21 protein-coding genes are annotated in these 17786 nt (G+C 61.8%); 14 read left to right on the plus strand and 7 right to left on the minus strand.

The window, feature by feature from the left end:
- Position 1 precedes the first annotated feature (1 nt).
- From DELCS14_RS13395 to DELCS14_RS13410, 4 genes are all read left to right on the plus strand, one after another.
- Positions 2 to 466 carry a RusA family crossover junction endodeoxyribonuclease gene (locus tag DELCS14_RS13395; RefSeq protein ID WP_013802095.1) on the plus strand — a complete coding sequence of 155 codons (465 nt, stop codon included), beginning with the start codon at positions 2 to 4 and terminating at the stop codon, positions 464 to 466.
- Positions 463 to 921 (plus strand): recombination protein NinB, encoded by a 459-nt coding sequence (locus tag DELCS14_RS13400; RefSeq protein WP_013802096.1) that lies wholly within the window; start codon positions 463 to 465, stop codon positions 919 to 921. The genes DELCS14_RS13395 and DELCS14_RS13400 overlap by 4 nt, the downstream gene beginning before the upstream one ends.
- Positions 918 to 1373, plus strand: coding sequence for a hypothetical protein (locus tag DELCS14_RS13405; protein ID WP_013802097.1), 456 nt, complete (start codon positions 918 to 920; stop codon positions 1371 to 1373). The genes DELCS14_RS13400 and DELCS14_RS13405 overlap by 4 nt, the downstream gene beginning before the upstream one ends.
- 71 nt (positions 1374 to 1444) lie before the next feature.
- Positions 1445 to 1966, plus strand: a complete 522-nt coding sequence (locus tag DELCS14_RS13410; RefSeq protein WP_013802098.1) for a hypothetical protein — start codon at positions 1445 to 1447, stop codon at positions 1964 to 1966.
- Between the two features lie 58 nt (positions 1967 to 2024).
- Here the strand turns inward: DELCS14_RS13410 and DELCS14_RS29885 are convergent, their stop codons facing one another.
- Positions 2025 to 2861, minus strand: coding sequence for a TIR domain-containing protein (locus DELCS14_RS29885; protein WP_013802099.1), 837 nt, complete (start codon positions 2859 to 2861; stop codon positions 2025 to 2027).
- 112 nt (positions 2862 to 2973) lie between these two features.
- Here DELCS14_RS29885 and DELCS14_RS13415 point away from each other — a divergent pair, with 112 nt between their 5' ends.
- The 8 genes from DELCS14_RS13415 (at position 2974) to DELCS14_RS13450 (ending at position 10751) form a co-directional block, all read left to right on the plus strand.
- Entirely contained in the window at positions 2974 to 3675 is a 702-nt protein-coding gene (locus DELCS14_RS13415; protein WP_013802100.1) for a hypothetical protein, read from the plus strand.
- Complete coding sequence (locus DELCS14_RS13420) at positions 3672 to 4976, plus strand: PBSX family phage terminase large subunit (RefSeq protein ID WP_013802101.1); 1305 nt, start codon at positions 3672 to 3674, stop codon at positions 4974 to 4976. The genes DELCS14_RS13415 and DELCS14_RS13420 overlap by 4 nt, the downstream gene beginning before the upstream one ends.
- A gap of 1 nt (position 4977) precedes the next feature.
- Positions 4978 to 7185 (plus strand): hypothetical protein, encoded by a 2208-nt coding sequence (locus tag DELCS14_RS13425; protein ID WP_013802102.1) that lies wholly within the window; start codon positions 4978 to 4980, stop codon positions 7183 to 7185.
- Positions 7186 to 7235: 50 nt separating this feature from the next.
- Positions 7236 to 7454, plus strand: coding sequence for a hypothetical protein (locus DELCS14_RS13430; RefSeq protein ID WP_013802103.1), 219 nt, complete (start codon positions 7236 to 7238; stop codon positions 7452 to 7454).
- Positions 7455 to 7485: 31 nt separating this feature from the next.
- Positions 7486 to 8445 (plus strand): hypothetical protein, encoded by a 960-nt coding sequence (locus tag DELCS14_RS13435; RefSeq protein ID WP_013802104.1) that lies wholly within the window; start codon positions 7486 to 7488, stop codon positions 8443 to 8445.
- An 18-nt stretch (positions 8446 to 8463) separates the two neighbouring features.
- Positions 8464 to 9504, plus strand: coding sequence for a N4-gp56 family major capsid protein (locus DELCS14_RS13440; protein WP_013802105.1), 1041 nt, complete (start codon positions 8464 to 8466; stop codon positions 9502 to 9504).
- A 94-nt stretch (positions 9505 to 9598) separates the two neighbouring features.
- The gene (locus tag DELCS14_RS13445; RefSeq protein ID WP_013802106.1) at positions 9599 to 10054 is read left to right on the plus strand and encodes a hypothetical protein; all 456 of its coding nucleotides are present in this window, start codon (positions 9599 to 9601) and stop codon (positions 10052 to 10054) included.
- Between the two features lie 19 nt (positions 10055 to 10073).
- A complete protein-coding gene (locus DELCS14_RS13450; RefSeq protein ID WP_013802107.1) occupies positions 10074 to 10751 on the plus strand; it encodes a DUF6682 family protein in 678 nt (225 codons plus the stop codon).
- 71 nt (positions 10752 to 10822) lie between these two features.
- Here the strand turns inward: DELCS14_RS13450 and DELCS14_RS30480 are convergent, their stop codons facing one another.
- Both DELCS14_RS30480 and DELCS14_RS30485 read right to left on the minus strand, forming a co-directional pair.
- Complete coding sequence (locus DELCS14_RS30480) at positions 10823 to 11098, minus strand: hypothetical protein (RefSeq protein WP_013802108.1); 276 nt, start codon at positions 11096 to 11098, stop codon at positions 10823 to 10825.
- A 44-nt stretch (positions 11099 to 11142) separates the two neighbouring features.
- Positions 11143 to 11649: a hypothetical protein gene (locus DELCS14_RS30485; RefSeq protein ID WP_157158265.1), complete on the minus strand. Its 507-nt coding sequence runs from the start codon at positions 11647 to 11649 to the stop codon at positions 11143 to 11145.
- A gap of 116 nt (positions 11650 to 11765) precedes the next feature.
- On the opposite strand from DELCS14_RS30485, the gene DELCS14_RS13460 reads away from it, so the two are divergent.
- Positions 11766 to 13103, plus strand: a complete 1338-nt coding sequence (locus DELCS14_RS13460; RefSeq protein WP_013802109.1) for a hypothetical protein — start codon at positions 11766 to 11768, stop codon at positions 13101 to 13103.
- 351 nt (positions 13104 to 13454) lie between these two features.
- On the opposite strand, the gene DELCS14_RS30490 is transcribed toward DELCS14_RS13460, so the two are convergent.
- The 3 genes from DELCS14_RS30490 to DELCS14_RS13475 form a co-directional block, all read right to left on the minus strand.
- Positions 13455 to 14069: a hypothetical protein gene (locus DELCS14_RS30490; protein ID WP_013802111.1), complete on the minus strand. Its 615-nt coding sequence runs from the start codon at positions 14067 to 14069 to the stop codon at positions 13455 to 13457.
- An 8-nt stretch (positions 14070 to 14077) separates the two neighbouring features.
- Positions 14078 to 15019 (minus strand): hypothetical protein, encoded by a 942-nt coding sequence (locus tag DELCS14_RS30495; protein WP_013802112.1) that lies wholly within the window; start codon positions 15017 to 15019, stop codon positions 14078 to 14080.
- A gap of 1276 nt (positions 15020 to 16295) precedes the next feature.
- Positions 16296 to 16847, minus strand: coding sequence for a hypothetical protein (locus tag DELCS14_RS13475; RefSeq protein ID WP_043796090.1), 552 nt, complete (start codon positions 16845 to 16847; stop codon positions 16296 to 16298).
- A gap of 186 nt (positions 16848 to 17033) precedes the next feature.
- Here DELCS14_RS13475 and DELCS14_RS13480 point away from each other — a divergent pair, with 186 nt between their 5' ends.
- Positions 17034 to 17300: an H-NS histone family protein gene (locus DELCS14_RS13480; RefSeq protein ID WP_013802115.1), complete on the plus strand. Its 267-nt coding sequence runs from the start codon at positions 17034 to 17036 to the stop codon at positions 17298 to 17300.
- A gap of 39 nt (positions 17301 to 17339) precedes the next feature.
- Here the strand turns inward: DELCS14_RS13480 and DELCS14_RS13485 are convergent, their stop codons facing one another.
- Complete coding sequence (locus DELCS14_RS13485; RefSeq protein ID WP_013802116.1) at positions 17340 to 17780, minus strand: hypothetical protein; 441 nt, start codon at positions 17778 to 17780, stop codon at positions 17340 to 17342.
- Positions 17781 to 17786: the final 6 nt, after the last annotated feature.

Below are 17786 nucleotides of genomic sequence, written 5' to 3' on the forward strand. Positions count from 1 at the left end.
CATGATCACCTTTACCGTTCCCGGCCAACCCGTCGGCAAGGGCCGCCCACGCATCGGCAAGGTGGGCCAGCACGCCCGCATGTTCACCCCCGCCAAGACCGTGAACTACGAGGGCTTGGTGGCACACGCCGCCAGCATCGCCATGGCCGGCCGCGCGCTGCTGGAGGGCGCCATGGACGTTCACCTGCTCATCAACTGCCAGGTGCCGGCCAGCTGGTCCCGCAAGAAGCAGCAGCAGGCCCTGGCCGGCGCCATCCGCCCAACGACCAAGCCGGACATCGACAACATCGAGAAGGCCGTCTACGACGCCATCAACGGCGTGGTCTGGAAGGACGACGTGCAGGTGGTGGATGTCGTGAAGACCAAGCGCTACGCGGCCGCGCCCGGCGTGGTCGTGACCATCAAGCCGGTGGGCGTGCAGCAGCCCGCAGCAGAGCAGGGTGACCTGCTGGGAGCGATGGCATGACCGAGCACCTGACCGTCCTGCTCAAGACGCCCGAGCAGGGGCATATCGCCGTCAACGGCGCGTGGCGGCAGGTCAAAGGCTGGCTGCGCGAGGGAAAGCGCCTGGTGCTGGAGATCCGGCCTGAGTGCCGGGAGGAGCGCCACAGCCGGCACTTCCACGGCCAGATCCGCCAAATCAGCCAGCAGCTGGGGGGCGACCTGGCCAACGTGGAGGACGCCAAGCGCATCCTGATCAGCGCATTCCGCGTGGACACGCTGGACGATGTGCAGTTCCGCGACGAGTGGGTGCGCCTGGGCGAGATGCGGATGGGCCGTGGCCTGCGCGGGGAGGTCGTGATGCTGGGCGTGCCCACGAAGAAGTTCTCGAACAAGCTGGCCAAGGGATTCGTCGAATGGCTCTATGCCTTCGGCACCGAGGCCGGCGTGGTGTTCAAACCGTGGGAAGACCAGCCATGAAGCGCCACCACCAACATCGTGCGCCCGCGCAGTTGCCCAAGTTCTGGCGGCCGAAGCTGGCCGAGTCCACAAAGCTCGAAGCCAAGCTCGTGCACCACGACCTTTTGCAGACCATCGCCCAGGGCGGCGCCACTTTTGCGGTTCTTCTCGATTGGATGGAGACCGGCACAACCTACAGCCGAATGATGTGGCTGCTCCAGCAGGATGGCGAGCCTTTGACCGAGGAGGCCGCCCAGGCCGTCAACGCGCAGCTGGAGCTGTACGAGCCGGTGTGCGCCCGCTGGGCACGCTGGGGGAAGGTGCAGCTGACGCAGCCTGAGCTGGAAATCGCGCTGCAAGCTGCCCAGGTGTTCGACCAGTTGCTGGAGATCGACCGCAACGGCATCGCCGTGGAGGCCGCGCACTGGTCGATGAATGAGATGTTGAAGTTTCGGCAGATCCGGCCCGGATAAAGGAAAGCCCGCGCGAGGCGGGCGATCCCGGTCCTGTGACCTGAGCAATCGCAGTTTACCGGGAGAACGCCATGACCACCACCACGCCACAGCACGACGAACGCACCACACGCGAAATCATCTGGGATCACATCCTGGAGATGGCGCATCTCGGCCAGAACATCACCCGCCAGCGGCTCATGGACCTGACCGGCAAGAGCTATCACATCATCGACGACCACGTCAGCCGGATGATCGACGTCGAGGGCACCCTGCGGCGGACCACCGATGGTGTGTATGAGCTGGTGAAGGGCCCAGGGGCGCCGCGCCCGGTGTCCATCACCGACCTGGAAGACGGCATGACGCTGATCGAGATCGGCGACCAGGAACTGCGGGTCTGGCCCCGCGAACTGCGCAACATCGCCATCCGCCTCCAGGGCAACGCCATGCAGCACAGCAACCTGCAGCTGCAGCACGACGTCGGCCTGCTGGCCCAAGACCTTCAGCTCCAGGTGGCCGCCCAGCGCCGCGAGATGGCCGCGCGGATAAAGGAACTGGAAGGAGAGGTCAAGGCGCTGAAGGGACACAGCCTGCAGATGGCCTTGATGATTTGATGTGGAAGACGCCAAAGAGTCGTTGCAACACGGATTTACAATGCAGTGAGGTAAGTGGCTACTTTTTGCGTGGGGGCAATGCTGAAGTTAAACGTGCCGCTCTTCTTGCATGTTCCTCCGCAAGACTTATCCGATTCGCTGCTTGTTGCGCTCGTTGAATTATATCCTCTTGCCTAATTACCTCTTGTTCCATTTTTATTGCAGCTTCTTGTGCTGCAATTTCAGCTCGTCGCTTTTGAATAAGTAAATCCATTTCTTCGTTATCAATTTCAGAGTGCCAGGCACTTCTTGATGGTTGAATGCTTTGAAGTTTGTTTTCAAGCCCACCCATTCTGCTCATTAGAATTCCGAGGCTGGTTGCAATATCTTTTAGCATGTCGCCCTCGGTGGGTGGGGCTATTGGGGGCGCATCCTTCGTTCTTTGGAGGATTCCTTCTATGTCCTTTTGAATCGTGGGCCAGAACGCGTCAAAAGTTGTATTCAAAGTCTCTGGATCAACTGGTATAGAAAGCTTGGAGTTAATGCCGAATATTAATTTCAGCATGTTATCTCGGTCAAAAGGCGTGTGATTGAATTGAGCTAGAGGGCCGCTGATATTGCTAGGTTGTAAATCAATAAGTAATGTGCAAACTCTATTCGATGCCAATCCTTTGGCAAGGGCGCCAGATTCAAATAAAATCCAAGGGTTTTTCTGATTTTCGGCTGTAAGGCAAATTATGCCAATCGTGCTATCTTGCAGCTTATTGCCAATTTCATTCATCCATATCGAACCGCGATCAATGTCTGTTGTCGAGATCCAAGGAGTTGTCGTTTGGAGAACACATTTCAGCCATGGTTTGAGTGCTTCTGCAACAAGGCGACTGCGTTCGCCCGACCAACTGAGAAAAACGTTCATTGGCTTCCTCTTTAAGTGAAGTAAGTAAGTGTTTCAACGGCATTGTATGAGAGAGTCCAGTAGCCCCCGGCCAGGGTTCGCCTAAATGACACGCGCCCGGGAGACTCCGGGCATGTCTTCCAATCCCGCAGTTCCCGATCAAGCCCCCAACGCAGGGGGCGCAGCCCCCGGCACCCGCTCCCCTGACTGGGAGCGCATCGAGCTGGACTACCGGGCCGGCATCAAGACCCTCCGCCAGATCGCCGACGAGAACGGCATCACCCACGGCGCCATCAACAAGCGCGCCAAGCGGGATGGATGGGAGCGCGACCTGTCCCAGAAGATCCAGGCCAAGGCCGATGCGCTGGTATCCAGGGCGGCGGTATCCAGCCAGGTATCCGCGGATACCAAAGTCCGGGAACGGGCTGTCATCGACGGCAATGCCCAGGCTGTGGCTGACGTTCGGCTGGGCCATCGCAAGGACGCGCGCCGTGTTCGCGAGCTCACCAACAGGCTCATGGACGAGCTGGAGCAGCAGACCGACCCGGCCACCTTGGCGAAGCTGCAGGAGTTGGCCGCTGCCGTCGTGGCTCCTGGCGAGAAGCCCGGCCGCGACCGCTACGGCGAGCTGCTGGATGCCGTCATCAGCCTGCCGGAACGCTCCAAGACCCTGAAGGTGCTGGCCGAGAGCCTGCGCATCGTGGTGGACATGGAGCGCACTGCCTTCGGCATGGACAAGGTTGATCCCGTGGGCGCTGGGCCGGGCGAGGGCGGCGTGGCCCGCATCGCTGTGGAGTTCGTGCGGCCGGCTGCGCGGGAGGACGACGACGCATGAACGCGCCCGCAGAACTCCCATTCACCAAGCTGCAGCTGGCCGAGAAGCTGCAGCCCCTGTTCTCGCCCCGGCGCTACAAGGTCATGCACGGTGGCCGTGGCGGCGGCAAGTCCTGGGCTGTCGCTGCCGTCCTCCTGGCCATGGCCGCCGATCGGCCGCTGCGCGTGCTGTGCGCCCGCGAGATCCAGCGGTCCATGAAGGACTCGGTGCATCGCCTGCTGAAGGACACCATCTCGCGCCTGGGCCTGGAAGCCTTCTTCGAGGTGCTGGACTCCGAGATCCGGGGCATCAACGGCTCGCTATTCCTGTTCTCGGGCCTGCAGTCCCACACGGTGGACACCATCAAGTCCTTCGAGGGCGTGGACATCGTCTGGGTGGAAGAGGCCCACGGCGTCAGCAAGAAGTCCTGGGACGTGCTGATCCCGACCATCCGCAAGGAAGGCTCCGAGATCTGGCTGACCCTGAACCCGGACATGGAGACGGACGAGACCTACCAGCGGTTCATCGCCACGCCCAGCCCGGACACGTGGGTCTGCCAGATCAACTGGCGCGACAACCCCTGGTTTCCTGTGGTGCTGGAAGACGAGCGCCAGAAGGCCAAGCGCTCCATGCTCAAGGACGACTACGAGCACATCTGGGAGGGCAAGGCCCGCAAGGTGGCGGCCGGCGCCATCTACCGCCACGAGGTGGAACACCTGTATGCCGACGGCCGGGCCTGCCGCGTCCCCTACGACCCGCGCCTGCCCGTGCACACGGTCTGGGACCTGGGCTGGAATGACGCCATGACCATCACCATGGTGCAGGTCGGTCCGCAGGACGTGCGTGTCATCGACTACCTGGAAGACAGCCACCACACCTATGACTGGTATGTGACCCAACTGGAGAAGCGCCCGTATCGCTGGGGCATCGACTACCTGCCGCACGACGGCAAGACCAAGAACCCGCAGACCGGCAAGAACGCCGAGATGCTGCTGCGCGAGCTGGGGCGCCGCCAGGTGGTGTGCCTGGCCGCGCTGGACGTGGAAGAGGGCATCAAGGCCGCCCGCATGCTGTTCCCGCGCTGCTACTTCGACGCGGCGAAGACGGCGCGCCTGCTGGAGTGCCTGAAGCGGTATCAGCGCCACGTCAGCACCAAGACCGGCGAGGCCATGGGACCGCTGCACGACCAGTACAGCCACGGCGCCGACAACTTCCGCTACATCGCTCAATCGGCCGAGCACATGCTGCGCTCACAGCAGCAGCGGCCCGTCGCTCCTCGGGGCGGCGGCTGGCAGCCACTGGACAACGAGATAGGGTACTGACATGCAAGCCACCACCAACCATGGGGGCCTGCTGGCCCAGCAGCACGACGACAGCGGCGAGCCTCAGCGCGACCTGCGCGCCGAGTTCGTCCTGACGCTCCTGTCCAAGCGCCGCGAGGCCATTGCCGGCCGTGCCGGCTCGGGCATCGAGGAGGAGTGGACCGAGGACGAAGAGCACTACCAGGGCATCGACGACGCCAACCGCAATTTCCAGAACGCCAACCAGCTGTACCGCAGCCGCAAGGCGGCCATCATCGGCGGCCAGCCCAAGCAGCAGGGCCCGGCCCGGTCGGTGGTGTTCCTGAACATCACGCGCCCCTACACCGATGCGGCCAGCGCCCGCGTGGCGGACATGCTGCTGCCCACAGATGACAGGGCCTGGGAGATCAAGCCGACACCGCTGCCACGCCTGAGCGGGCCACAGCTGACCATGCTGGCCCAGGCCATGGGCGCCACGGACCCCGCCGCCGTGCACGCGCAGATGGCCGCCCAGGCAGGACAAGCCAAGGAAGCCGCCGAGCGCATGCAGCAGGCCATCGAGGACCCGCTGGTGGAAAGCAACTGGCATGGCGAGGTGCGCCAGGTCATCGAGGACTCCGCACGCATCGGCTCCGGCGTGCTCAAGGGGCCATTCCCCATCACCCGCACGGCGCGCATGACCCGGAAAGACCTGGCCACGGGCCTGACCGAGTTCATCAAGGTGGACGAGATCAAGCCCGGCTCCAAGCGCATCGACGTCTGGAACTTCTTCCCTGACCCAGCCTGCGGAGAGAACCTCCATAACGGCAGCTACACCTGGGAGCGCGAGCACATCGGCCGGCGCCAGATCAAGGAGATGGCGGCCGATCCCAGCTATGAGACTGCCGAGCTGCTGGCCGCGCTGCGCGAAGGCCCGGCTCGCACCCGCGAGGGCACCGAGGCCGTCTACCGGCCGGGCGAGGACGAGTTCGAGATGTGGATCTTCTACGGCCACTGCGCCCGTGAGCACCTGGCGCGCCTGGGTGTGGAGATGGAGGAGGGCGACGAGGACCGCGTGCCGACCATGGCGGTGATGATCAATGACCGCCTGGTCAAGGTCGTGCTCAGCCCCCAGGAAGATGGTGAGTTCCCCTATGACGTGCTGGCCTGGCAGCGTCGCCCTGGCATGCCCTGGGGTGTCGGCATCAGCCGCCAGGTCCGCACGGCGCAGCGCATGCTCAATGGATCGGCCCGCGCCATGATGGACAACGCCGGCCTGTCGGCCTCGCCGCAGGTGATCATCGGCAACGGGATCACACCCCAGGACGGCAACTATGGGCTGCGTCCCGGCAAGGTCTGGCGCGCCGAAGCCGATGCGGACGCCTCCGACGTGCGCGCCGCCTTCAATGCCTTCGTGGTGCCCAGCGTGCAGGCCCCGCTGATGAACATCATCAACTTCGCCCTGAAGATGGCCGAGGACACCACGGGCATGCCAGCCATGCTGCAGGGCATCCGCGGCGATGCACCCAACACCCTGGGCGGCATGCAGATGCAGAACAACAACGCCACCAGCGTGCTGCGGCGCCTGGCCAAGCGCTTCGACGACTACATGACCCGGCCGCACATCCAGCGGTATTTCGACTGGATGATGACCTACTCGGACGACGAGAGCATCAAGGGCGACTTCCAGATCGATGTGCGTGCCTCCTCGGCCTTGGTCGAGCGCGACGCTCAGCAGCAGTTCCTGATGACGCTGCTGCAGGTGTCGGCCAATCCCATCTACGAGCTGGACCCCGCCAAGCTGGCGGCCGAGCTGTGCAAGGGCCAGCGCCTGGACCCGGCCAACTTCCAACTCACGGATCAACAGAAGGCGCAGCGTGCCCAGCAGGGCCAGGACCCGACGGTACAGGCCAAGGCGCAGCTGCTGGCCGCCCAGGCCCGCAAGGCCGATGCCGACGCCACCAACACCGGCATGGAGACGTTGTACAGCGGTGTGCAGACCGGCCAGCTCATTTCGATGAATCCGGCCGTGGCCACGCTCGCCGATGGTCTGGCCAGGTCGGTGGGTTTCCAGGACCAGGACGCCGCACCCATCGTGCCGCAGGGCGGATGGATCACACCCCAGCAGCAGCCCGACCCTGGCGCCATGCCCAACAACACCGCCCCGCTGACGCCGCTGCGCCCGGACAGCCCGCTGCTGGGCGTGCGCCAGGGCATCGAGACGCCGGCCGCTGATGGCGCGCGAGGCTGACCCCCGGCCAGGGTTCGTCAGAGGCGCGGCTTCCCGGAACACTGGCCTCCATGACACAGGGCATCGACTTCACCTCACCGACATGGCGCGCCATCGAGCGCCATGCCAACGCGCAGATCGACACCCTGCGCAAGAAGAACGACAGCCCAACCATGGACGCGCTGCGCACCACCGAACTGCGTGGGCGCATCGCGGCCTGGAAAGAACTGCTTGCGCTGGCCCCGTCAGCCCAGGCACAACCCGCCGACGCTGGTGGCGAGAGCTACTGACCTTGGCATGAAACACAGGAGTGCATGACGCATGGATCCGCAACAACAGCAGGAACAGGCGCAGGAGCGGGCAGCTTTCGAGCAGGCCTTTGCCAGCGTGACCGGAACGGAGCCGCCGCCGGCCCCCGCCGCAGCATCTTCTGATGCCTCGGCCGAGGCTGGCGCAGCGCCCGCGCCGGCACCTGCAGAAGCCCCCGCACCAGCGCCCGCAGCCGCAGCGCCTCAGGCCAGCAATGCACCACAGGACGGCGCTGACGCTCCGCCTGCTCCCGAGGGGCGGCAAGCCCAGCCGGGGCAGGGAGCAGTCGATGACGACCCGGTGGTGTTCGAAGGCTACAAGCGCAGCGAGATGCAGCGCCTGCTGGGCAGCGTCGCCAAGGTGGATTCCCTCGAACAGCAACTGCGCAAGGCCAACGGCAAGATCGGCGAGCTCAACAGCCGCATTCAGGCCCCGGCACCTGCACCAGCCCCGACGCCAGCACCGGCGCCCGAGCTGCCCCCGGAGTTGCAGCAGTTCGAGAAGGACTATCCCGACGTTGCCAACTACGTCCGTGCCCTGGGCATCACGCCCCAGCAACAACGCCAGGAAGCCCCGCCGGCTCCCGTGCAGCAGCCCGTGGCCACGGGTGGCGAGCACCCAGCCCCGGCCGAGCATCACCCTGCAGCGCTGGAGCTGGCCGTGCTGGACCGCATGCACACAGGCTGGCGCGACAAGGTGGGCTCGCAGGAATTCAACCTGTGGCTCACCGCACAGGGAGAACAGGTACAGCAGGAGTTCGCGGAAGCGGGCACGGCTGACAGCCTGGGCGCCGTCCTCGGCAAGTACGACCAGTGGACCGCTGCACGCACCGCCGCCGCCGACAAGGCCGCGAAGGGGCAGCAGCGGCTCAAGGCTGCCGTGACGCCCAGCGGCAACGCGCCGCGCCCCCAGACCGCGCCTACCGAAATGGACGCAATGGAAGCCGCCTTCAAGGCGGTGCTTGGGCAGTAAGCCCGCAAGGAGAGAAACATGGCTCAATTTCAGACCACCGCGCCACCGGAGCGGATCGGCAAACTCAAGGGCGAAATCCTGGCGCACGCTGTGGCCACGGAAGTGCTGGGCATCACAGGCCTGCAGCGCGCACTGCCCAAGAACAACGGCCGCACTGTCGTGTATCGCCGCTACCTGCCGTTCGGCGCCGCGAACACTGACTGGAACACGCGCAACCGCCCAGCGGTCAATGCTGCAGCCCACGAGCTGACCGAAGGCGTCACGCCCACGGCCGACACGCTGGTGCCGCAGGACATCACCGTCACCATCAAGCAGTACGGCTGCCTCTACCAGCTCACCGACCAGGTGGTGGACACCTACGAGGATGACGTGCCCGCCGAGATGAAGAAGCACTGCGGTGAGCGCGTGGGCCTGCTGCGCGAGATGATCCGCTACGGCGTCATCAAGTCCTGCACCAACGTGTTCTACGCTGGCGCCGCCGCGTCCAGCCGCGTCACGGTGTCGGCCAAGATCACGCTGAACCTGCTGCGCAAGGTCAGCCGCAACCTGCAGGCGAACCACGCCAAGCGGGTGACCGGCATCCTGGCGCCCAGCATCAACATCGCCACCAAGCCCGTGGAAGCCAGCTACCTGGTCTTCGTGCACACGGACGCCGAGGCCGATATCCGCGACCTGCAGGGCTTCGTGCACGTCAGCGCCTACGGCAGCCGCAAGCCTGTGCACGCCCAGGAAATCGGCTCCTGCGAGAACTTCCGCTTCATCACCAGCCCCGAACTGGCCCCGTACCTGGCCGCAGGCGCGGACGTGGCCAGCACCGGCCTGATGGGCACGGCCAAGGTGGACGTCTACCCGTTCATCATGGTCGGCGAGGAAGCCTGGGGTCAGCTGGCACTGCGTGGCGCCGACTCCATCGACCCGACCTACATCCCGCCCGGGGTGAAGGACAAGAGCGATCCGCTGGGCCAGCGCGGCTACGTGGGCGCCAAGTTCTACATGCAGTGCATGCTGCTGAACGAGGGCTGGATGGCCGTCGTGGAGGCTGGTGTCTCCGCCCTGTAAGGGCCAGACCGCAGCCTGAGGAATCGGGCTGTTGGTTCTTTCAGGTGGCAGGCCCCGCGCCTGCCACCTTCTCCAACCTCAACGAGACATTCACATGGCAACACGCAGACAAATTGACGCCGGCGCCGAGTACCTGGGCCCCGAGGACACGCGCACGCTGGGTGAAATCGGCGGCCACGGCGGCATCGACGTGGTGGACAAGCCCCTGCCCATCGGCGCTCTGGAGATGGAGGCCTTCATGAACGAGATGGTCACCATCGTGGTCAACCCGTCGCAGGACCCCGACGACCCCAAGCTCGTACAGGTCGGCGTCAACGGCGTGAACCAGTTCATCCCGCGCGGCCGGCCTATCCCGGTCAAGCGCAAGTACATCGAGGTGCTGGCCCGTGCCAAGCGCACCGACTTCGGCCAGACCCTGGACGAGCGCCTGGGTGAGGCAATGAACCATCTGCACCCCATGCACAGCCTGCGCTTTCCCTTCAGCGTGGTGCGCGATGCGAATCCGTACGGCGGGGACTGGCTGATCGGCGTGCTGGCCGAGGCCCGCTGATCCAGCGCTGAGGCCGACCATGACCCTCGACGACCTGATCAAGCAGTACCGGGCCGACGCGCTCGACCAGGGCCGGGCCGTCGGCGGTGGTGACACCGATGTCTTCTGCACCGATGACCTACTGACTATCTATGCCAACGAGGCCCAGGTCGAAGCCTGCCGCCGTGGCCAGCTTCTGCGCGATTCGGTCTCTCCCATGTGCCGCATCGCCTTCCTGGCTGGCGCCGAGACGGTGGACCTGGACAGCAGGGTGGTGCGCATCCTGCGCGCCTTCATCGACGGCCAGGAGGTCGGCGAGATCTCGGTGGACGAGATGGACTGCTACCACCCCGGCTGGCAGTTCCAAGATCGCCAGGACGTTCCGCAGCGCCTGGTGGCCGGCATGACCACCGGCAAGCTGCACCTGTGGCCCAGGCCTGCAGCAGACGGTGAACTGCGCCTGACCGTGCAACGCCTGCCGCTCAAGCCCATGCGCATCTGCATGGACAAGCCCGAGATTCGGCCCGAGCTGCACTTCGCCCTGGTGCACTGGATGCTTTACCGGGCCTACGGCCGCGAAGACACCGACATGCACAACGACACCAAGGCCGCTGTGGCCCTGGCCAAGTTCGAAGCAGAGTTCGGGCGCAAGGCCAGCGGGCGCAATGAAGAGTGGGTGCGCTCGCGCGAGGTGGGTGTGCCGGGGCCGCTGGCTTAAATTTTCAAAGGAGCACCAGATGACAGCAGAGAGCATCAACCCTTCGCCAGCTCAGCAAACCCAGGACGCCATCACTCTCCTGTATCAAGCTGCACAGGAGGCCGAAATAAGGTTGCCGTCATATCGCGAAGCACAACCATCTGGTCGGGAGAATCCACAATCCCCGGTGTCGCCATCAATTGGCCGATGAGTTGGTCGTATGAGATTCTCACTGCCTCAGGATTGGGATGTGCCAGGATCAGTGCGCGCACCGCGCACACAATTGCTGCGCTCTGGACGACGGGGCCAAGAGTTGGCCCAAGGCGGGAGAACGCCTCACGCGCCGCATTCTGCTCAGGGGTTGCCATAGATTCCTCCTTACGGGAATGTAGCAGGGGCGGGGCGCCCCTCTTCAGGCTGAGAGCTGCAGCGCTGGTGCAAACACTTCGTCAGCGTGGAGGAGCTGATCCCTGATCTTCCTGAATGCTGCGCCCCTTGCCTCCGCCAAAGACTTTCTGTCCGCGATCGCGTCTTTCAAGTTCTGATTTGCCATGTGTAGGTCAGTCAATAGGTCCCAAAGCTCATGCCTCACGTAGTGGTAAATCCGTTCATCGAAGATCCAACGGGCGCCTTGGATGCCAATGAGAAATTCCCTCTCATCCCTAGCTGAGAATTCCCCGTTCTGAAGGGTAGTCGTGATGGCCGTCATTGCTGCGTTGTAGACATCCAGTCGACGCTCAAACAGATCAAGTCGAAGTTTGCTCTTTGCGGTCTGGGCAGCGGCCGCAGCTGTATCGGCCTGTTGCCGAGCGATGCCTTCCTGGATGCGGCCAAATTTATGGGTTACCCACGCACCAACTCCTGCCGCGAGCACCGCTGCAAGTAATGGTGCAACAGCCCTCAGAACTTCAAGCCACATCGGAATACCTGGCGCCATGAGTTACCTCCCTGATTGATTGTTCATGCCCCCACTGGGGTTCGACGCGCCGAGAGCATATCCGCACACTGCCATGAGCAACTCCGCAAGGAATACTCATGGCTACCAATCCACTCGTCGAAGCAATGCGGCGCCAGAACGGCGAACAGCCCTATGCGCCCGCATCCTCCAATGTGACCCATGGCGCCGCGTTCGGCGTCTACCGCAGGCCGGAGACGGCTGGCACGCGGCCGGGCATGATGCAACCCTATGCCGCCACGGGGCCGCGCTCGTTCGAGCCAGCCAAGAGCCTGGACGCGAGCTCCATGCGGATGAACGCCGCCAGTGATCCGCGCTCGCTGACATTCGGGGGCAGTACCCCCGAGGCAGCCAGTCCATATGCAGGCGTCGGGTATCGGCCCCCAGCCCCGCCGAGCACATCTTCGGCCAGCACTGCGGCGCCTCCTGCCGTGCCAACTGCGCCTCCGCAAGCTCCGTCTGCTGACTTCTCCGCAGTGAACGACTTCTCCCAGGCTCCAGCTCCCGCGCCGGCCGTCGCTCCGGCACTTGCCCAGGCAGCCACGCCCATGGCGCCAAGCGGCGCTGTCACGCGCGACGGCAACAGCTACAGCGGACCCGCTGGTATCAGCGGCGACATCACCATCAACGGCAAGCCTCCTGGCGGCACCATGAACTCGCTGCCCAGCGGAGCCACGCCAGGATCGCAGATGCAGGGCATCGCCCCGGGCCTGTCGTCATCCCTGGGCAATCCTCTGGTCCAAGCCGCCGGCATCCGCCACAGTGGCAACGACTGGCAATCCCGCAACGAGTTGCGCAATGCCGAGGTGTCGGCCAGCTCCATCACCAACTCGCGGCGCTTCGGCGGCCGTGGCGCGGAGAACAGCCCGGACATGCAACGGTACCGTGCCGCGCTGGGGACCGATGCAGCACTGCGCCAGGCCGACCCAGCCATGCAGATTGAGGGCATGCGCCAGGGCAATGCCCTGGTGCGCGCCGCCATGGAGCAGCAGGGCCAGAACCAGCGCGCCGGCATGCAGGCCGGGCTGACCCAGCAGCGCCTGGACATGGACCGCGAGACACAGGGATACACGAACCGCACCAACCGGCTGGTGGAGGCGGCACGCAATCAGGTGTCCCAGGAACAAGACCCGACCAAGCGCCGCAGCCTGGTGCAGTACATGCGGGACATCGAGGGCGCGCAGACCCCCAGCGATTGGGATGTGAAGGTCACGCCGACCACCAAGAACCTGGACGGCTCGACTTCCATGGGCAGCGTCATCCGCCACAACAGGGCTACGGGCCAGGTGGAGCAGGTGCCTATGGGGCAGGGAGGCGGTGATCCGCTGTCGAGTCCTGCAACCAGGCCCGTTGGAACTGTCTCAAGCGTGGGCGGGAAGACGGCCGTCTGGGATGGGCAGAAATGGGTGCCGCAATAGGGCGCTTACTTCTTCGGGGGCGAGAGCTCGCCGCGCTCCCAATCGGGGCCGTCATACAGCCTCCGGCAAGCCACCCCAATGAGCTCCGCTGCCCTGGTGCTGCGCGTGTCGCCTGCCTTCTTCGCTGTGCACTCTGGCCCGGACTTGAACCCCAGCATGCCCCGGCCATCTCCCTGGGGCACGGCCTGAATCCCACCAGGGTGCTCAGCGCTGCAGACCTGGAACACCGCCTGGGCTGCGACATCGTTCTGCGTGCCCGGGAGCTTGTCCAGCAGGCACGTGGCCATGTTCGCGGCCATGCAAGGAAATGCCAATGCCATATGGGCTATCAAAAGAAGGCTGCGCATATCTTTAAGGAATTTGTGTGGACTGGCTGTCTGGCGGGGAGAAATCCAATGAGTCGGGTGTGTGTAGTCTGTCGCCAAGATAGTAGAGGCCCCACAAGGTTACTGACACCATCTGGCAAACAAATACTATGTAAATGTAGGTTGCGGCAGACTTCAGAATTTGGCAGTTTTCTGGCGAAACTACATCTTTCAAAATTGGCGCTACGGTTAAGAATGCCACTGCAAGCAGAGTAAGTCCGATACTTAATACAGTTAGGTAAGCAAACATGGACGACAAAAATCGCCGTCTATTCATGGGGATACGCTCTGGATATCCGTTATAAACCACGGTCCCAATCGGCGGCGTTCCCGGCATTGGCTTCAACATGTCTTTGTTGTTGAACGTGGCTATTGCTGCCAAGGCTGCGATATAAAATCCTGGCAGGCTTTGAATAAATCCGAGCAACCGAGAAATTAACCCACTTGAACCGAAGATATCGATCTTCTCAGATGTGAAAAATCCGAGGCTCGTAACTATTGCTGCCAGAATCATTGGCAGAATCCAGTTAATAATCAGCGGCTTCCTCGTTGGATGCGTGATCGTTAAAAACGAGAATGGACGCAATAGATCGAGCAACATGATTTTCTCTATATAAGTTTTCGCATGGCAGAAAGAATGGTTTCATTCAAGGATGTTTGCTGCCCATCAACCTCAATAGCTAAATCGACATTTTCTTTCCTTGTGAATGCGGCGTCAAGGTTATTGATGTCAAATGTATTGGTTTTTGTGGCTCCATCTGGTGCTTTGTAACTTATGCGAGCAAGTTTATAGTCGGAGCCGTCGGATGATTTCTTGAATCTAGAAACTGAGTTCTTGATAAAAGCTCCCGTGATGGTCTTTGCATTGGATGCAACCACATGAATAGACTGAGCCTCTATGTGTAGATTGCCGCTTGAGTCAAAGTCTGACAGCTTATCTGCCACGAGCTCCATGCCTTGAAATGTGCCTTGCCGGAGTACATCATCAAGAAGGGCGCTCATGTGCCCGTGAGTTTCGTATTTATAGTTTACTGAGTAGACTTCGGGGTTGCCATCCTTGTCCAGTCCAGTCGGATGCGGGAAATAAAACAAATCATTATTTGATTTGTCTGATTTAAGTTGCCAAGTTATATCTCTGAGGAACTTTTCAATAGCTTGGTAAGTAACTCCAGAGCCCATTGTCATAAGCATCAATGCTTTTCTTCTGTCTGCTGACGGCTTTATGATTACGTGGCAAGAGTATTCAATGCCCTCAGTTTTGCTTTTTCCGCCTGCGCGCCGCTTCTTTGTTGTGAAGTCTTTAAAAGCAACGTCAGAAACGCTTGAGTCAGCCCGATTTAAAAGAGCGTAATACTGTTTATTTTTCGCGTCGTATTTCCAGTCGGAGATTTCAAGCGAAACATGCTTTGAAACAAGAGTTTCTTGTCCCTTTGGCTTAATTCTGGAAAGTATGTCCGCTATTGCGCAGCACGATGGATTCTTGAGTTTTGCTCGCGTGTAAGAGCTAAGCGTTAAATCATAGAAGTGGATCGTTCTTTGTTGCGGTTTCATGCGACTGTTCCAGGTGGACCTAAGGGATAGACCGATTCTTTCCGACCCCTGGCTGGGGTCCTATAGGTTGCACACTGTAACAGTATGGCTAGTTGAGCCGTTGTGCTCTTTGAGATGAATGACGAGGCGACCGTTCCACACGCCTTTGCTACGCAAATGGTCATGGCCTTCTTGACCGCCCCGCGCGAGCTTCATCGTTTCTGGACGCTGGTGCCGCGAGCTCGCACCTGTGACAATGCCCCGCATGCACGAATGCGTCTTCACCCACAACGGCGTCGAGTTCAGCGCAGACTACGAGGCCTGTGACGACGTGCTTCTGGTCTTCTTGCCGGACGACTCTGCCAGGGAGTCGCCGTTGGGAGGTCGTGACCCGCACGCTGTAGCTCTGGAGCACCTCATGTTTTACGTGGCGACGTTGGAGGTGTAGTACTGAGCCTCACCTGCGCTCAGGTTCGCTCGCCCGGGTTCCCGCTGTTGCTTGGGCATTGAACGTCGCCCTGTGTATCAGGAAACGCGATTTCTATGCCTGCGGACGCGGCAGCAGTCGGCAGAGTGCGCCAAGGTCCAGCGTGTGGCCGTTTCGCGATGAGCCAGATCGCGGCGACTACAGTCAGCGTCCCAAGAATTAGCAGGCTCAGCAATCCGCGCGGTGACCAACTGTCCTGTTGCTCTTCCGGGCTGCTTGATCCCTGCGGGGGCTCGTCATCTTCCATGAGTTGGCCTGGAAATGCCGCGCAAGGCAAAGGTGAGGTGGTACATGGCATGCGCTTTCTTGTGGGAGGGAGAGCGATGCTACGCGCGGTTTTGCCCTGTACCAATATGTATCTTCTCCCAGGCTGTGAGGCCGTACAGGCGGCAATCAGCATGCCCACCCAGCCTAGGCCAACCCCTACCTCGTCATCTCGTTTTGGACGGCACAGGTGCGGTACAACAGGTTCAGAGTTTCTTTCGCTCAGTATTTCTTCAGGGTGCCGCCATGCCAGACTCCATCCAAGCCCCGTGCCCCTTATGCAACCTCCAGTGCACTGCCTACCTCGAAGACTATGGAAAGTGGATGCATTTTTCCTGCCGCTGTTGTCGCGAGCTGAAGGTGAACAAGATGGTGATCAGCAAGCTCCGCGCTGAATCCAATGACGTGCGCGAGCAGCTATCGCAGCGGGCTCGCGCGTTGGGAGAGGGCGAATATCTCCACATCGCTGCAACGGATCAGGGCTCGTTGCAGCCCCGAGGGCAATCTGCTTGGACAGCTGAGGTGCGGACGCGGCCCGTGTGAGGTTTACGCCAGCGTGCCGGCGATGGCCAGCACAGAGCCTGGCACGAACAGGAGCAGGAAAAGGGGCGGGCGCATCAATTCATGAGCCTCGGATGCCTTGAATGTGGCATCTGCTCGGATCAACTGGAAAATTGTCCCCCATGCCGCTAACGCCCCGCCGATTGAGGAGACGACTTTCGGCGCGGTGAGCCCGGCGCATGGAGACTTCGACAATAGGGTGAGCACTCCGATGGAAAAGGCGATGATCAGCAGAGTCCATGCCGCTGCGGACCAAAACTCCTTGCGCATCTTTTTCAGTCGAGCAGCATTGGTTTCATGGAGGGACTCAACGTCCTCATTCAAAGGCCAGCTTCCGGCATCGTGCTTCCGCTTGTAGTCGGCCGAACGAATGCTCACTTCAATGGAATTTCGGGTGGCAGCCTTGATGTACCTCTGGTCCATGAACAGCAGGAAATAGACCAGCCCAGCCCAAACGTTCAGTTTTTTCGGTTGCAGTTGAGACGCGGCCAAGTTCCCCTCCAGTCGTCGCGGCGCCAGGCCGCTGATTGCCGCCATTCTATTCAGGCTCCGGGCGGCACCATCCAGGGGGTGTCTCGCGCGGGCTTCGTCGTTTCTGGGGCAGCTTCAAGCTCGGCACGTCGTTTGCCCCTCCGCAGGATGAGCCCGGCTCGGGGAGGAGGGAGTTTCCGTCTGCAGCCCAGACATGGAACGGTGCACATTTCTGGCCGGAGTCCCGAACATATGTCACGCAAGTACAAGACACTGATGCAGGAGAAAGCTGCATTGGATGCCAAGATCGCTGAGTACTATGGAGCCATGAGGCTCGATGCGATTGATGCAGCACGGGCTCTGGTGAAGCAACATGATCTCAAGGTCTGCGATCTCTTTGCACTGAACACGCCAGCAAACGCGCGTTACCGCAATCCCAAGACCGGCGAGACTTGGACGGGCCGTGGCCGAGCTCCCCGGTGGATCGAGGGCCGAGATCGAAAGCCCTTTGAGATCTGAGCGGGAGTCCGCCCTCTTGCAGGCCTCATCGTTTCTGGGCTAGAAGGGGATCTCGTCGTCAGAAAGGGGCGAAAGCGCACGCTTCTTGCGCGCCTCGGCTTCAGCCTCAGTCCTTGCCATGGCCTCCAATCCAGCGAGGGCACGCCGTTTCATTTCAAAAATCACTGGTGCGAGCTCATACAACGAGGCACCCAGAGCCGGTGCATTGAGACGCGTGAGGGCCTTCAAGTCTTCTTCGGTGAGCGTGCGCGTGGTGAAGAGGAGGTGGATGCATGCCAACGCCAGGCCTTGAGGATCTGGCAGTTCCGTTGTCTGAGATTCCACAGCTTCTATGTAAGTGTCGATCAGAATCTCGGCGTCCAAAAATGCATCGCCCCAAGCTTCAGAGTCTGCGTTTGCATCGGGCAACGTTCCGTAGAGGCGTTCCACAAGGTCGTTCTTCGAGGCGGCGAGCTGTTCTTTGACGGATGTTTTGGCCATAGGGTC

Origin of the sequence: Delftia sp. Cs1-4 (genome assembly GCF_000214395.1) — a bacterium.
Classification (GTDB): domain Bacteria; phylum Pseudomonadota; class Gammaproteobacteria; order Burkholderiales; family Burkholderiaceae_C; genus Comamonas; species Comamonas acidovorans.